Consider the following 15,658-nt stretch of genomic DNA (forward strand, 5'->3'; position numbering starts at 1 on the left):
CTCCCTGAATGATGCCCCCCAGACTAGGCAGTCGAACGCTCAGGGGCAATCACCTTATGTGCCAGTGACGCTGACCTTTGTGCTCATCTCGCAGGCAGAAAAAAACCCGCCGAAGCGGGTTTTTTATCACGACAAGGTTTACTTGGCGCTGGTCGGGGTTGCTCCTTCGACATGCCCCAGAACATCGTCTTTAGGCTCATCGGCAATGCCACGACCGCCCGAAGCCAACTCGGCTTGCAGCACGTCGGTGTCCAGTTCCTTGACCCACTTGGCAACTACGATGGTGGCCACGGCGTTGCCGACCAGGTTGGTCAGGGCGCGAGCTTCGGACATGAAGCGGTCGATGCCGAGGATCAGCGCCAGGCCGGCAACCGGCAGGTGGCCAACAGCGGACAGGGTGGCTGCCAGTACGATGAAGCCCGAACCGGTCACACCGGCGGCGCCTTTGGAGGACAGCAACAACACCACCAGCAGGGTGATCTGGTGCGTGATGTCCATGTGGGTGTCAGTTGCCTGGGCAATGAACACGGCCGCCATGGTCAGGTAGATCGCGGTACCGTCGAGGTTGAACGAGTAACCGGTCGGGATCACCAGACCCACGACAGACTTCTGCGCGCCCAGACGCTCCATCTTGATCAGCATGCGTGGCAGTACCGATTCCGAAGAAGAAGTACCCAGCACGATCAGCAGTTCCTCACGGATGTAGCGGATCATTTTCAGCACGCTGAAGCCGTGCAGGCGGGCGATGGAGCCCAGCACGATCAGGATGAACAGCACGCAAGTGATGTAGAAGCAGGCCATCAGTTGACCCAGCTGCACCAGCGAGCCGACACCGTAGGCACCGATGGTGAACGCCATGGCGCCGAAGGCACCGATTGGCGCGAGCTTCATGATCATGTTGATGATGTTGAACATCACGTGCGCGAAGCGATCGATGAAGTCCAGCAGCGGCTTGCCGTAGGCACCCAGGCGATGCAGGGCGAAACCGAAGATCACCGAGAACATCAGCACTTGCAGAATGTCACCGGTGGCGAAGGCGCCGACGATGGTGGCCGGGATCACGTTCAGCAGGAAACCGACGACGCTTTGGTCGGCACCGGCCGCAACATAAGCGGCAACCTTGGAGGCATCGAGGGTGGCGACGTCGATGTGCATGCCGCTGCCCGGCTGCACGATGTTGACCACGACCAGCCCGACCAGCAAGGCAATGGTCGAAACGATCTCGAAGTACAGCAGCGCATAACCACCGGTCTTGCCCACTGACTTCATGTCCTGCATGCCGGCGATACCACTGACGACCGTACAGAAGATGATCGGGGCGATGATCATTTTGATCAGCTTGATGAACCCGTCACCCAGTGGCTTAACGGCCACACCGAGTTGCGGGTAGAAGTGACCGAGCGCGATACCGATGACAATTGCAACGATCACCTGGAAATACAGGGATTTGTACAGTGGCTGACGAGTCGTCATTGCAAAGTTCCTCCAGGGTGCCCGTGACAACATCCATCTGTTGCCCGCAACACCGCAATTGCGAACCCTCCTGCACTGGAGGGATTTGTTTTTTCGAGCTGCGCAACGGCAGGCATCTGCACGTTGTATCGCAAGGCCCGTGCCACCTCCCTTAAAATCCCTGCATGCCTTTTGATATCAGGGGTCGCAGCGAATTCCCTGTCAGCGGACGCATGCAAGCATGTGGCGGATTTCCGCCCTTCCACTAAAAGTCGTCCTGCAATTTGGCGGATATCCGCCCTGTTCATGCCCGCAGCGCGCAGCTACCATCGGTCGCTCAACGGTCAGAACTGCTGTCATGCGCGAACGCACCATTGCCAGTCATTTCGCCCGCGCCGTCCTTGGCGGTGCGCGTCGGCACGGCTATGACTACTCGGGCCTGCTCCAACAACTGGGAATCAGCCCCGAGTTGCTGGACGAGCCACGGGCGCGCATCGCTCTAGAGCAATTCACCCAACTGATCAAGGCCTTGTGGCTGGCACTCGACGACGAGTACCTGGGGTTCGGGCAAGCCCCGAGCAGGCCGGGCAGCTTCGCGATGATGTGCCATGCGGTGATTCACTGCCGCAGCCTGGATAAGGCACTCAATCGCGGCTTATTGTTTTATAGCCTATTCCCCGGGGCTCCGCGCCTGACCCTGAACCGCGAAGATGAATGGGTTCGCCTGAGCCTCGATGACTCGCAGCTTTGGGACCCGGATCATTTCCTCAGCGAAAGCCTGCTGGTGATCTGGCATCGTTTCGGCAGTTGGCTGATCGGCCAGCGCATTCGCCTGGAACAGGCCACGTTCAGCTACCCCCGACCGGAACACGGCGCCGAGTACGACCTGCTGTTTTCCTGCCCGCTGGCGTTTTCCAGCCCTCAGAGCAGCCTGTTGTTTCACAGCCGCTACCTGGCCATGCCGCTGCTGCAGGATGAACGCACGCTCAAGCATTTCCTCGAGCGCTCCCCCGCCGACCTGCTCTCACGCCCGGACGATGGCGACAGTTTGAGCAGTCGCTTGCGCCGCTTGCTCAGCCGCGACAGCTCATCCTGGCCCGATCTGGAAACCGTGGCCGCGCACCTGCACATCAGCCCGCAGACCTTGCGTCGGCATTTGCGCGAAGAGGGTTCGAGCTTTCAGGAGTTGAAGGACCAACTGCGCCGGGACATCGCGATTTACCACCTGAGTCGCGCCGACCTGTCGTTGCAACAGATCGCCGAGCAATTGGGGTTTTCCGAGCCCTCGGCGTTTCACCGGGCGTTCAAGAAATGGACGGGGCTGACGCCGGGGGCTTATCGGGCGCAGGAAAACTGAGTTTCAGGGCTCAGTTACAGGGTGAATTCACTGGCCTCATCGCGAGCAAGCTCGCTCCTACAGTTGACCGCGTACCCAAGGTAAATGCGTTCCCTGTGGGAGCGAGCTTGCTCGCGATGAGGTCCGACAGAGCACCACTAAACCACCGGAAAGTGAATCCGGAACGCCGCCCCGCCCATCGGCGAATCACCCAGGGTCAGCTTGGCGCTGTAGCTCTCGATGATGTCCTTGACCACTGCCAGGCCGATACCCTGCCCCGGATGCTGACGGTCCAGGCGCTCGCCGCGCTCGAGAATCCGTGCGCGCTGATCCTGGGGTACACCGGGGCCGTCGTCCTCGACACACAACTCGGTGCCGCCGAGGGTTTCACGCACGCTGATGCGTATTTCGCCGAGGCACAGGCGATAGGCGTTTTCCAGCAGATTGCCCATCATCTCCAGGAGAGCCCCCTGCTCGATAGGTACGTAGCACGGGTCGGGCAGGTCGAACGCGACGTGCACGCCCTTGTCGCGATAGACCTTGTCCAGCGTGTCGCACAGGCTTTTCAGCACCGGGTGCAGGTGCACCTGATGACGCACCAGACCGCTTTTGCGCAGGCTGGCACGCTGCAACTGATAGCTGATCTGCTGGCTCATGCGTTCGATCTGGGCTTGCAGCACCCAGGCCTGATCACGATCCTCGGGACGCTGGGCCATGTCCTCGCTGACACCCTGCAACACTGCCAGCGGCGTTTTCAGGCTATGGGCCAGGTCATCCAGCGAATCACGGTAACGGCTGCGCTGCTCATGCTCACTGTGCAGCAAACGGTTGAGAGAACCGGTCAGGCGCAGCAATTCCCGCGGATGCTCTTCACTGAGGCTTTCGCGGGTGCCGCCTTCGATCTGGTCCAGTTCCTGGCTCAAGCGCCGCAATGCCTGCAAACCCCAGGTCAGGCCGATCCACAGCAACGCCAGGAGCACCAACAGTGCCGCGCCAAAACCCAGGTAAAGATTTTCGCGCAGGCCTTCGAGGGTCAACTCGTACTCACGAACCGGCTGCAGCGCCACGATGCTGAAGGCTGCATTTTTGCCGCCAAGTAACTTGACCTCGACATCGTAGACGAAGAACTCCTGGCCATTGTCTTCGCGGATCCGCGCAAACTCGTTGCCACGTCCGTCGTAGCGTGGCTTGTAGTTGATGCGTTCTTCCCGGGTCGCCTTTGAGCGCCAGACCAGATGCCCATCACGGTCATAGATGTAGCCGAGCAACCGGCTGTCGGTGAGGTTGAAGCGCTCGTCGGGCAATTGCGCCGGCATCTGCAAGCTGTTGTTTTCCACCCGCGCGGCAGAGATCAATGTGGTCACGTCCGAGGCCAGGCGCTGCTCGATGGAGTCCTGCAACGCCAGGCTGAATGCCCCCTGCATCGCCGGCAACAACGCCAGCATGAACAACACCGCCAACAGCGTGGCGGCGAGCATCAAGCGAATGCGCAGCGAACGGATCAAGTGCAACGCTCATTGAACAGGTAGCCCAGGCCGCGCACGGTGTCGATCGGCTTGAACCCGCCCGGCCCTTCCAGTTTGCGGCGCAGACGGCCGACCAGCACCTCGATCACGTTCGGATCACGCTCGTCGTCATCCGGGTAGAGCTGCTCCATCAAGCGGTCCTTGGGCACCACTTGCTGATGGTGGCGCATCAGGTACTCGAGAATGCGGTACTCATAGGCGGTCAGTGCCAGGGGTTGTTCGTCGAGAGACGCCTGTTTGCGATTGAGGTCCAGCAACAACGGACCCGCGATGATGGTCGACTGGGTGAAACCGCTGGAGCGGCGCAGCAAGGCATTCAGGCGAGCCTCCAGTTCTTCGAACTGAAACGGCTTGACCACGTAATCGTCGGCGCCGGCGGCCAGGCCTTCGACCTTGTCCTGCCAGTTGCCGCGCGCGGTGAGGATCAGGATCGGGAAGGTCTTGCCACCCGAGCGCAACTGACGAATCAGATCGAGTCCGCTCATGCCCGGCAGACCGAGGTCGATCACCGCCAGGTCAAAGTTGAATTGCGCGGTCTGGTACAGCGCCTCCTCGGCATTGGCCACGGACTCGACCACGTGGCCGCTCTCCGTCAGGCGGGTTTGCAGGTGATGACGCAGCAACGCTTCATCTTCGACGACCAGCAGTTTCATAACGCTCTCCCGGGCAAAACAACATCTCCAAAGGCGCAACGTCGCACCTCAATAACTGACATGGCAACGCCGGATCAGACACTCGGGCTGATCCGGCGCAGGCCGCTTTCGAACGCTTGTCAGAAAGCGTAGTTGGCGGACAGATAAGTCTGGGCGCTGCTGGTCAGGTCCAGCGAACCCTGCTTGCTGCCACCGCGCTCATTCATCTCGGTGCTCGCGTTGCTGCGCAGGTAACGGTAACCCAGTTCAACCGAGGTGTTCTGCGAAACCTGTTGCAGCACACCCGCCTGACCACCGATGGCGTAGCCAATATTGCTGTCGCGGCTGAAGCCTGGCGATTCCTGGGTCATTTTGGTCAGGCCGGCCGTGGCACCACCGAACAGCCTGGTGCTGGCGCCCACCGGGTAAAACAGATCGTAGCTGCCCAGGAGGTTTTCCTGACGCAGTTTAATGCCGTTGTGCGAGCCCGATACATTGTCATAAGTGGCGTAGTAGCGGCCCTTGGTGTTTTGCTGGCCCAGACGAACACCCCAGGTGGTGTCCTTGCCGATCACGCCATCGGCGTTCGGGTGATCGAAGTTGTCGTTCAGGGCGTGGGATTTTTTGATCTTGTCGCTGGTCTGTCCAAGAGTAAGGCTGGCGAAGTTGTCGTCGGACGCGAAGGCTGCGGTGCTTGCGCCCAGAACCGTGAATGCCAGTAGCAGTTTTTTGAATCCAGTCATTGGGAAGTTCCTCATGTGCCGTTTGCTTTTTGGGTACGGGGCAAGGTTACTCAGCGCGCCCTGAACTCCCCCTGAACGCACTCTGAACCTGGGCTGAACCGCCCTTTCGCGAATGTTTCGACACGTTTCAACAGGAGTTCTGAGGCTCGACGCCGATCGACTGGGCCATGGTGATCATGGCGGGCCGGACATTGGCTACAACAAGGCCGCGGATGAAAAATCCTGGGCGGACATGCAGGCGTTTTTCAAAAAAATCTTTGGTTAACCCTGTCATCTGTGGCGAGGGGGCTTGCCCCCTCGCCACAAAAGCCACCTGCCACTACCCAGCCCCAAGCCAACCCGGCAAAATGCCTGACATGAATCCAGTCCCCGCCCTGCCCCTCTGCTGCACCCCCCTCGATGACCATTGGCCGCTACCCTTCGTGCTGCCCGATACGGTCCTGTTGAGCACGGTCTTCGATAGCGCACGCCTGGCCAGCGATGACTTTCAGCGCAGTGCCGTGGAGGCGCCGGCGACCATTCAGCGCTCCGTGGCCAAACGGCAGGCGGAGTTTCTTGCCGGACGGGTGTGTGCCCGGGCCGCGCTCCAGCGCCTGGAAGGCTTGAGCGTCATTCCGGCGATTGGTGAAGACCGCGCACCGGTCTGGCCTGCGCATATCACTGGCTCGATCACTCACAGTACGGGCCGCGCCGCGGCCATCGTGGCGAACAAAAGCCATTGGCGCGGCCTGGGCATGGACCTGGAAAACCTGCTCAACGTCGAACGCGCCGAACGCCTGGCCGGGGAAATCCTCAACCCGCCGGAGCTACAGCGCATGGCGGCCGGTCCTCGCGATCAACTGGCGTTGCTGGTGACCCTGACTTTCTCGGTCAAGGAAAGCCTGTTCAAGGCGCTCTATCCGATCGTTCAGCAGCGCTTTTACTTCGAGCACGCCGAAGTGCTGGAGTGGCGTGAGTCGGGGGAGGTGCGGTTGCGACTGCTCACTGACTTGTCCAGCGAATGGCGCTACGGTACGGAGCTGGATGCCCAGTTCGGGGTCAAGGATGGACAGTTGTTGAGCCTGGTGAGCATCAAGGCCTGAGGTTTATTGCTGCCTGTTAGGGCCCCATCGCGAGCAAGCTCGCTCCCACACTGGATCTATGTCACGCCACAAACCCCTGTGGGAGCGGGCTTGCCCGCGATGGGGCCCGAGCATCCACCGCACATCTCAACGCTTCTCCTGATTGCGCGGCCAGCTCAGGCTGAAACACGCCCCGCCCAGGCTCTTGCTCTTGCCGATCAACGCGCGCCCGTCGTGCCAATGGATGATGCGTCGCACAATGGACAGGCCTAACCCATGGCCTCCTGACGCGCGAGTGCGGCTGTCGTCCAGACGCAGGAACGGGGTAAAGATCTTTTCCCAGGCCGACTCTGGCACACCCGGCCCGTCATCCTCGATATCCACCCGGCATCGCTGCTGCCCCACCTGATAGCTGATGGTCACCCGCGATTGCGCATGGCGCATGGCGTTGGTCACCAGATTCTGGATCGCCCGGTGCAGGTAACGCGGCTCGGCCTCGACCCAGGCATCGTCGTTATCGGCCGCCGACAGGCACAACCCCCGCTGTACCGTGACCTCGGCGCGCAACGGCGCCAGCTCCTCGATCACTTGGTTGACCAAGGCATCCAGATCGATGCGCTGAAAGTTCAGCGCCGGAGAACCCTGTTCGAGCCGTGCGTAGGTCAGCATCTCGTCCACCAGCCGGTCGAGGTCCTCGATATCGTTGTCCATGCCCTGGCAGTATTTTTCCAGGGCCTGCGGCGTGGTGGCCGAACCGATCATCTCCAGGCCAAAACGCAGGCGCGCCACCGGCGTGCGCAATTCGTGGGACACCGCGCGCACCAGTTCGCGCTGGATCGCCAGCAACTGCTGCAAGTGCTCGGCCATGCCGTTGAACGCCGAGGCCAGCCGCCCCACCGAGTCCGCGCCGCGTGCCGGCACGCGGGTCTCCAGGCTGCCCTTGGCAATGCGCGTGGCGGCGGCCTCCAGGCCACGCAGACGGCGCTCGAGCTGACGCACCAACAGATAAACGATCAAACCGATCAGCGTAAGGCCCAGCGCGGCGATCAGCACCAGCCACTCCGGTGGATAAGGATTCATCTGGTACAACGGGCCGATTTCCAGGACCCACGGCGTGCCGACCATACCGGCAAACACCCGGATCGAATCGCCCCCCTTGCCCAGCGCCATCACGGTGTCGCCCTCGGACACCCGGCGGCTCTGGTCTTCGTCCATGTCCGCTTCATCCACCGTGACCAGGCGCAGATCGAAGCCGAAACCCTTGTCTTGCTTCAATTTCGCCAAGCGCAAGGGCTGGTCGGCAACCGGGGTGCGCACCAACTCATCGGTCAACAGGTAGATGGTCGCCCGGGCCAGTTGTTCGCTGATCTGCTGCACCTCCCCGGTGAGCATCAATTGCTCCTTGTCGCTGACCAGCTTGTAGACCTTCGCCGCGTGCGGCCCGGTCTGTTCCACCAAGGCCTGGCCGCGCAACACACGGGTGCGCTGGGTCAGGTCGAGGTCGGTCTCGACAAAGGTTTTCAACGCCAGCGGAATGCCCAGCAGCCGCTCCCACACCAGCAAGGCGCGGTGGCGCTCGGTCTGGTTCATCGGTTGCAGGTTGTCGGCCATCAGCGCAAACGTGCCGTGGGCCAGGCGCTCGCGGTATTGCTCGCTGCGCACCTGATTGAGCAGGTGCAACGCCAGCACACCGAGCACTGCCACCAGGATCAGCGCGGCGCACATGCCGCCATAGATACGCAGGAAGATCGAGTTCACAGGGTCTGGTCTACGCAAGCCTCGGGAACGAACAGATACCCCTTGCTGCGCACGGTCTTGATCAGCCGTGGGTGTTCCGGGTCATCGCCGATCTTGGGGCGGATGCGCGAGATGCGCACATCGATGGAACGGTCCTGACCGTCATAGCCGATACCCCGCAGCGCGGTGAAGATCTCTTCGCGCGAGAGGATGCGCCCGGCATTGGCCACCAACAGCCAGAGCAGGTCGAATTCGGCGCTGGTCAGCTCGATGCCGTTGCCCTGCAACCAGGCTTCGCGCAAGGCGTTGTCGACGATCAGCGGGCCGAACTGTAGACGCCGCTGTTTTTCCGGGGCGACTTCGGGTGCTTCACTGCGCCGCAGCAACGCCTGGATGCGCGCCAGCAGCAAGCGCGGGCGTACCGGTTTGCAGACGTAGTCGTCAGCGCCCAGGTCCAGGCCGAGAATCTGGTCGGTGTCATCGGTTCGGGCGGTGAGCATCAGGATCGGGCCGTCGTAACGGGCGCGAACCTTGCGGCAGATGCTCAGGCCATCTTCACCGGGGAGCATCAGGTCGAGGATCACCAGGTCCGGTTGTTCCGTGATGATGCGGTTCGCAGCGAGCGCACCATCCCCTTCGATCGATACACGCAGGCCATTGGCTTCGAGGTAATCGCGGGTCAGTTCGGCCAGTCGCTGGTCGTCCTCCACAATCAATACCTGCCAGGCTTCTTGCTCCACGGGTGACCTCTGCTTGCCAAAACACTTATAAAGGAAGGATCCGCCCGTCTTTTTGTAATGATTCGGGGGGACAAATATGTATACACGCTGGGCCGATTGTATAAACGTCGCCCGTCGAGAACACAAGCAGGTAAATGCGTTCGGATGACAGGGTTTTTTGTGATAGGGTTCGCGCCCTTAAAAATCCGAACGGCTGTTTTCAATCGCTGAAAATCAGTGAAAAACAGTCCGCTCCAGCTAGCTCGCGGCCTACACGCCCGTTCCATCTTTCACACACAATTTACGCACAGGTTTATCCACAGGCAGTACGTTGCAACCCCCTCAAAAACGCATTATCTTGTACCTCGGCGCTAAAAAAACCCTACATGTAGGGTTTTAGCTTAAAAGCCCAACCACATTTCAGACCACAAACTCAAGCGCTTATTGCCAGTTTATGGTTGAACCAAGCACGATTTTACAAGCCCAAACCGCACAGGCGGATGGCACCGTTTTTTCAGGCCCGCATGGCCGGAACGGTACGGGTGTTGCAGTCATGACTGGCACCCCAGAAAGGAATCCGGCTTCGAGCTCAGGCTCGGGGCCAAAGACTTCGGCACGGAAGCGGCATCATTAGCCTTTTTCCTACTGTCCCGAAGTTGTTATGCCCGACGCCTTGTCGGTTGTAGTGCTTCAGGACAGAACGGTGGGCACCATGATGGTGCCCAAACAAACATAGAGAATGTGGAGACACCCCCCCATGCAAACCGACACAACTCGCGAGAACCCGCAGGGCACCTTGCCGCAGGCCGCTGATTCGAATTCGGATCTGTCCGCCACCGCGCCTGGCCAACTGCGCGTGATCAAGCGTAACGGCACTGTCGTTCCCTACACCGATGACAAAATCACCGTCGCCATCACCAAAGCGTTTCTCGCAGTTGAAGGCGGCACCGCTGCTGCCTCGTCGCGAATCCACGACACCGTTGCCCGCCTGACCGAACAGGTCACCGCGACCTTCAAGCGTCGCATGCCATCGGGCGGCACCATCCACATCGAAGAAATCCAGGACCAGGTCGAACTGGCCCTGATGCGTGCCGGCGAGCAGAAAGTGGCTCGCGACTACGTGATCTACCGTGACGGTCGTTCGAAAGAACGCGCCGCCCACGCCCCGGCCGAAGAAGCGGTCAACGCTCACCCGTCGATCCGCATCACCCGCGCCGACGGCACCTTCGCTCCTCTGGACATGGGTCGCCTGAACACCATCGTCACCGAAGCGTGCGAAGGCCTGGAAGAAGTCGACGGCGACCTGATCCAGCGTGAAACCCTGAAAAACCTGTACGACGGCGTAGCCCTGACCGACGTCAACACCGCCCTGGTGATGACCGCCCGTACCCTGGTCGAGCGTGAGCCGAACTACTCGTTCGTGACCGCCCGCCTGCTGATGGACACCCTGCGTGCCGAAGGCCTGGGCTTCCTCGGCGTGGCCGAAAGCGCCACTCACCACGAAATGGTCGACCTGTACGCCAAGGCGCTGCCGGCCTACATCGCCAAAGGTATCGAGTTCGAACTGCTGAACCCTGTGCTGGCCTCCTTCGACCTGGAAAAACTGGGCAAGGCGATCAACCACGAGCGCGATCAGCAATTCACCTACCTGGGCCTGCAAACCCTGTACGACCGTTACTTCATCCACAAGGACGGTATTCGTTTCGAACTGCCGCAGATCTTCTTCATGCGCGTGGCCATGGGCCTGGCGATCGAAGAGAAACAGAAAGAAGACCGTGCGATCGAGTTCTACAACCTGCTGTCGTCCTTCGACTACATGTCGTCGACCCCGACACTGTTCAACGCCGGCACCCTGCGTCCACAGCTGTCGAGCTGCTACCTGACCACCGTGCCGGATGACCTGTCGGGCATCTACCACGCGATCCACGACAACGCCATGCTGTCGAAATTCGCTGGCGGCCTGGGCAACGACTGGACGCCGGTTCGTGCGCTGGGTTCGTACATCAAGGGTACCAACGGCAAATCCCAGGGCGTCGTGCCGTTCCTCAAAGTAGTGAACGACACCGCCGTAGCGGTTAACCAGGGTGGCAAGCGCAAAGGCGCTGTGTGTGCCTACCTGGAAACCTGGCACATGGACATCGAAGAGTTCATCGAGCTGCGCAAGAACACCGGTGATGACCGTCGTCGTACCCACGACATGAACACCGCCAACTGGATCCCTGACCTGTTCATGAAGCGTGTCTTCGATGACGGCAAGTGGACCCTGTTCTCGCCGTCCGAAGTGCCGGACCTGCACGACCTGACCGGCAAGGCCTTCGAAGAGCGCTACGAGTACTACGAAGCCCTCACCGAATATCCGGGCAAGGTCAAGCTGTTCAAGACCATCCAGGCCAAAGACCTGTGGCGCAAAATGCTCTCCATGCTGTTTGAAACCGGCCACCCATGGCTGACCTTCAAAGACCCGTGCAACCTGCGCAGCCCGCAGCAGCACGTCGGCGTTGTTCACAGCTCGAACCTGTGCACCGAGATCACCTTGAACACCAACAAGGACGAAATCGCCGTTTGCAACCTGGGCTCGATCAACCTGCCGAACCACATCGTCAACGGCAAGCTGGACACCGCCAAGCTGGAACGCACCGTGAACACCGCCGTTCGCATGCTCGATAACGTTATCGACATCAACTACTACTCGGTGCCACAAGCGAAGAACTCCAACTTCAAGCACCGTCCAGTCGGCCTGGGCATCATGGGCTTCCAGGACGCTTTGTACCTGCAGCACATCCCTTACGGTTCCGACGCTGCCGTCGAGTTCGCCGACAAGTCGATGGAAGCGGTCAGCTACTACGCGATCCAGGCGTCCTGCGACCTGGCTGACGAGCGCGGCGCATACGAGACGTTCCAGGGTTCGCTGTGGTCCAAGGGCATCCTGCCGCTGGATTCGCAACAGATCCTGATCGAAGCACGTGGCCAGAAGTACATCGATGTCGACCTGACCGAGTCCCTGGACTGGGCACCGGTTCGCGCCCGTGTACAGAAAGGCATCCGTAACTCGAACATCATGGCCATCGCACCGACCGCGACCATCGCCAACATCACCGGCGTATCGCAGTCGATCGAACCGACCTACCAGAACCTCTATGTGAAGTCGAACCTGTCGGGCGAATTCACCGTGATCAACCCGTACCTGGTTCGCGACCTCAAGGCTCGCGGTCTGTGGGACTCGGTCATGATCAACGACCTGAAGTACTACGACGGTTCGGTGCAGCAGATCGAGCGCATCCCGCAAGAACTCAAAGAGCTCTACGCGACCGCGTTCGAAGTGGACACCAAGTGGATCGTCGACGCGGCCAGCCGTCGTCAGAAGTGGATCGACCAGGCTCAGTCGCTGAACCTGTACATCGCCGGCGCTTCGGGCAAGAAGCTGGACGTGACCTACCGCATGGCCTGGTACCGTGGCCTGAAAACCACTTACTACCTCCGTGCCCTGGCCGCGACCAGCACCGAGAAGTCGACCATCAACACCGGCAAGCTGAACGCTGTTTCCAGCGGCGGCAACCACGGTGAAGATTCGGTCCTGGCAGCGCCTGCCGGCCCTGCTCCAGTGCCGAAGGCTTGCGCCATCGACGAGCCGGATTGCGAAGCTTGCCAATAAGCTGAGCCGGTAGGCGTCGCAAGGCGCTTACTCGAAACCCCCGATCAGCCTCTGGCGGATCGGGGGTTTTCTTTTGCCTGTACGAATTATGGTGTCTGTGCAGGCCCCATCGCGAGCAAGCTCGCTCCCACAGTTGATCGTGCCCCCTGTGGGAACGGGCTTGCCCGCGATGAGGCCATCACCTCCAACACAAAACCTCAGGGCACAAAAAAGCCCCTCTCTCGAGGGGCTTTTTTGTGCAGCTCAATCCAGCATCAAGCCATCTGAATGATGGTCTGCATGATGGTGCTCTCGGTGGAGATGGTCTTGGCGTTCGCCTGGTAGTTGCTCTGCGCCTTGATCAGGTCGACCAGTTCGTTGGTCAGGTTGACGTTGGAGTCTTCCAGGGAGTTGGAAACGATCGAACCCAGGGTGCCAGTCTCTGGCGCATCGTAGCCCGGGATGCCCGACGTGTAGGTTTCTTTCCAACTGCTGCCGCCCACCGGCTGCAGGCCTTGCTCGTTGGTGAAACTGGCCAGGGAGATCTGGCCGATCGGCTTGGTCTGGTTGTTGCTGAAGTTCGCCAGCAGCACACCGTTGCCGTCGATGGTCAGGTTGGTGATCTGGCCAGTGGCGTAGCCGTTCTGTGCCGGAATCGAACGCGCGGTATCAGCGTTGAACTGAGTGGTGTTGGCCATGGCAATGGTCAAGCCTGCCGGGTCGGCTGACGCGCCGTTGGGTGTCCAGACGCCATTGGTGACACTGCCCGGGGTCCAGTTGGCGACCTTCAGATCACTGCTGATCACCGAAGTCGGTGGCGTGGTTGGCGGCGTCACGGGTGTGCTGACCGAAGTCAGTTTGCCGGCGGAATCGAACGACATGGTCGAAGCAATCGGAGCGGTAACCTTCGGATCACTGCCATCCGGGTTGCGGCCATCGATCAGCGTATAGGTGTCCCAGGTGTTCGCGCCAGTCTTGACCATGTATTGATCCATGGTGTGCTGGTTACCCTGAGTATCGTAGATCGGGGTACTGAACGACTTGGTAAAAGTCTCGGTCTTGGACGGGTCGAACTTGTTGGCCGCAACCGTCTGATCGATCACCGGCGACGTGGAGTTCAGGTTGATCGTCGACGACACGTTGCTGGTGGATTTCGGCGCCAGGTTGGAAGTGTCGATCCGCAGGTCGGTCAGCACGCCGTTGACAATCTTGCCGTTGGCATCCACACCGTAGCCTTGCAGGCGGGCAGTGCCGTCGCTGTTGGTGACGTAGCCGTCCTTGTCGGTCTTGAACGTACCGGCACGGGTGTAGGTCAGCGAACCGTTGTTGCTCAGGACGAAGAAGCCGTTGCCCTGGATACCCATGTCGAGCACGTTGCCGGTGTTGCTCACGTCACCCTGGGTGAACTGCTGGGAAACGTTGGCCAGGCGCACGCCGTTGCCGACGGTCTTGCTGCCGGTGCCCAGGCGGGTCGCCGAGTACACGTCTTCGAATTCTGCACGGGACGATTTGAAACCGGTGGTCGCGACGTTGGCGATGTTGTTGCCGGTCACGTCCAGTTGTTTGTTGGCTGCAAAGAGACCGCTAAGGCCGATATTGAAAGACATCATCCACTCCTTTATGCCGGGTTAGTCGGCTTTACATACCAATGGTTTGTACTTTGGACAGGGCAACGCTGCCCAGCCCGGCCAGATTGAGCATCAACTCACCGCCGGTCTGGCTGATGGTCACGCTGTTGACGGTCGCGGGCAGGTTGGTGATCAACGCGACGGACTGGCCATCGATCGTCGTCGTGGCGCCGAACGTGTAGGTGCCGGCAGGTACCGTTTCACCCGCATCGTTCTTGCCGTCCCAGATGAAGCTGGCGTTGCCGGCCTTCTGCGAACCGAGGTCGATGGTGCGCACGGTCTTGCCGGTGGAGTCGGTGATCTTCAGGGTGGCGGACGTCACCGAAGACGGAACGACCACTGTGCCGCTGAGGCTCTTGGTGGTGTCGACCACAGCCTTGTCGCCCGGCGCGATGACCGAGCGGCCGACCAGCGACGACGCCTGCAAGGCCTGGGACGAGTTGTAGTTGCTGGCCAGGCCGCTCACGGTGTCGTTGAGCGTGGTGATGCCTTCCAGGCTGCTGAACTGCGCCAACTGGGCCACGAACGCGCCGTTGTCCTGGGGCTCCAGCGGGTTCTGGTTTTTCAGCTGGGTCACCAGCAATTGCAGGAACGCATCCTTGCCCAGCGCCTGGTTACCCGAAGCGCTGCCGGCTGCCGACGCGAGGCCGTCAGTCGTGGTGTTGGTCTTGATCGAGGAATTGGCCAGGATGTCGTTGAGGCTCAAACCGCTGGTGGAATCGGTAACACTCATCTGAGTCGCCCCTTATCACTGACCGAGGGTCAGGACCTTCTGCATCATGGTTTTGGCGGTGTTCATCATTTCGGCGTTGGTCTGGAACGAACGGCTCGCGGAAATCATGTCGGCCATTTCTTCAACCACGTTGACGTTCGGGTAGTAGACGTAGCCCTTGGCATCGGCTGCCGGATGGTTCGGCTCGTAGCGGGCCTCGAGGTTGCTCTGGTCTTCGACCACACCGAGCACCTGCACGCCTTGACCGGCGGCATCCTGGCTCTGGAACAGCGAGTCGCTGCCGCCGCTCTGGCCGCCCTGGAACATGGTGGCGAACACCGGGTGACGCGCGCGGTAGGTCTGGTCGATGCTCGACGAGACGGTCTCGGCGTTGGCGATGTTCGAAGCGACGGTGTTCAAACGCGTGGTCTGCGCACTCATGCCGCTACCGGCAATGTTGAAAACACTGGATAGAGACATG

12 protein-coding genes and 1 pseudogene are annotated in these 15,658 nt (G+C 60.5%); 4 read left to right on the plus strand and 9 right to left on the minus strand.

Annotation, left to right across the window (positions count from 1 at the left end; genetic code table 11):
* Positions 1 to 138 precede the first annotated feature (138 nt).
* Positions 139 to 1,473, minus strand: a complete 1,335-nt coding sequence (locus AB4O16_RS09425; RefSeq protein WP_160389682.1) for a dicarboxylate/amino acid:cation symporter — start codon at positions 1,471 to 1,473, stop codon at positions 139 to 141.
* A gap of 337 nt (positions 1,474 to 1,810) precedes the next feature.
* Between AB4O16_RS09425 and AB4O16_RS09430 the strand changes: the two genes are divergently transcribed.
* Positions 1,811 to 2,809 carry an AraC family transcriptional regulator gene (locus tag AB4O16_RS09430; RefSeq protein ID WP_460157584.1) on the plus strand — a complete coding sequence of 333 codons (999 nt, stop codon included), beginning with the start codon at positions 1,811 to 1,813 and terminating at the stop codon, positions 2,807 to 2,809.
* A gap of 137 nt (positions 2,810 to 2,946) precedes the next feature.
* Here AB4O16_RS09430 and AB4O16_RS09435 read toward each other — a convergent pair whose 3' ends face one another.
* The 3 genes from AB4O16_RS09435 to AB4O16_RS09445 all read right to left on the minus strand — a co-directional run bounded on the left by AB4O16_RS09435 (position 2,947) and on the right by AB4O16_RS09445 (position 5,689).
* Positions 2,947 to 4,293 carry an ATP-binding protein gene (locus AB4O16_RS09435; protein ID WP_460157585.1) on the minus strand — a complete coding sequence of 449 codons (1,347 nt, stop codon included), beginning with the start codon at positions 4,291 to 4,293 and terminating at the stop codon, positions 2,947 to 2,949.
* Positions 4,290 to 4,967 carry a response regulator gene (locus AB4O16_RS09440; RefSeq protein WP_460157586.1) on the minus strand — a complete coding sequence of 226 codons (678 nt, stop codon included), beginning with the start codon at positions 4,965 to 4,967 and terminating at the stop codon, positions 4,290 to 4,292. Before AB4O16_RS09440 ends, AB4O16_RS09435 begins: the two co-directional genes overlap by 4 nt.
* A gap of 119 nt (positions 4,968 to 5,086) precedes the next feature.
* Complete coding sequence (locus AB4O16_RS09445) at positions 5,087 to 5,689, minus strand: hypothetical protein (protein ID WP_460157587.1); 603 nt, start codon at positions 5,687 to 5,689, stop codon at positions 5,087 to 5,089.
* 148 nt (positions 5,690 to 5,837) lie between these two features.
* Between AB4O16_RS09445 and AB4O16_RS09450 the strand changes: the two are divergent.
* Positions 5,838 to 5,954 (plus strand): annotated as a pseudogene (locus AB4O16_RS09450) (dienelactone hydrolase family protein); the annotation flags it as partial.
* A gap of 91 nt (positions 5,955 to 6,045) precedes the next feature.
* Entirely contained in the window at positions 6,046 to 6,771 is a 726-nt protein-coding gene (locus AB4O16_RS09455) for a 4'-phosphopantetheinyl transferase family protein (RefSeq protein WP_460157588.1), read from the plus strand.
* 126 nt (positions 6,772 to 6,897) lie between these two features.
* On the opposite strand, the gene AB4O16_RS09460 is transcribed toward AB4O16_RS09455, so the two are convergent.
* Positions 6,898 to 8,508 (minus strand): ATP-binding protein, encoded by a 1,611-nt coding sequence (locus AB4O16_RS09460; RefSeq protein ID WP_160389688.1) that lies wholly within the window; start codon positions 8,506 to 8,508, stop codon positions 6,898 to 6,900.
* Entirely contained in the window at positions 8,505 to 9,227 is a 723-nt protein-coding gene (locus tag AB4O16_RS09465) for a winged helix-turn-helix domain-containing protein (protein WP_160389689.1), read from the minus strand. The genes AB4O16_RS09460 and AB4O16_RS09465 overlap by 4 nt, the downstream gene beginning before the upstream one ends.
* A 736-nt stretch (positions 9,228 to 9,963) precedes the next feature.
* Between AB4O16_RS09465 and AB4O16_RS09470 the strand changes: the two genes are divergently transcribed.
* A complete protein-coding gene (locus tag AB4O16_RS09470) occupies positions 9,964 to 12,858 on the plus strand; it encodes a ribonucleoside-diphosphate reductase subunit alpha (RefSeq protein WP_160389690.1) in 2,895 nt (964 codons plus the stop codon).
* A 254-nt stretch (positions 12,859 to 13,112) separates the two neighbouring features.
* Here AB4O16_RS09470 and flgE read toward each other — a convergent pair whose 3' ends face one another.
* The 3 genes from flgE to flgC are packed head-to-tail and all read right to left on the minus strand — an operon-like array spanning position 13,113 to position 15,657.
* The gene (gene flgE / locus AB4O16_RS09475; protein ID WP_160389691.1) at positions 13,113 to 14,444 is read right to left on the minus strand and encodes a flagellar hook protein FlgE; all 1,332 of its coding nucleotides are present in this window, start codon (positions 14,442 to 14,444) and stop codon (positions 13,113 to 13,115) included.
* Positions 14,445 to 14,475: 31 nt separating this feature from the next.
* The gene (flgD, locus tag AB4O16_RS09480; protein ID WP_160389692.1) at positions 14,476 to 15,198 is read right to left on the minus strand and encodes a flagellar hook assembly protein FlgD; all 723 of its coding nucleotides are present in this window, start codon (positions 15,196 to 15,198) and stop codon (positions 14,476 to 14,478) included.
* A gap of 15 nt (positions 15,199 to 15,213) precedes the next feature.
* Positions 15,214 to 15,657 carry a flagellar basal body rod protein FlgC gene (gene flgC, locus AB4O16_RS09485; RefSeq protein ID WP_007980123.1) on the minus strand — a complete coding sequence of 148 codons (444 nt, stop codon included), beginning with the start codon at positions 15,655 to 15,657 and terminating at the stop codon, positions 15,214 to 15,216.
* Position 15,658: the final 1 nt, after the last annotated feature.

The sequence above is a fragment of the Pseudomonas sp. S2_H10 genome, from assembly GCF_054668285.1.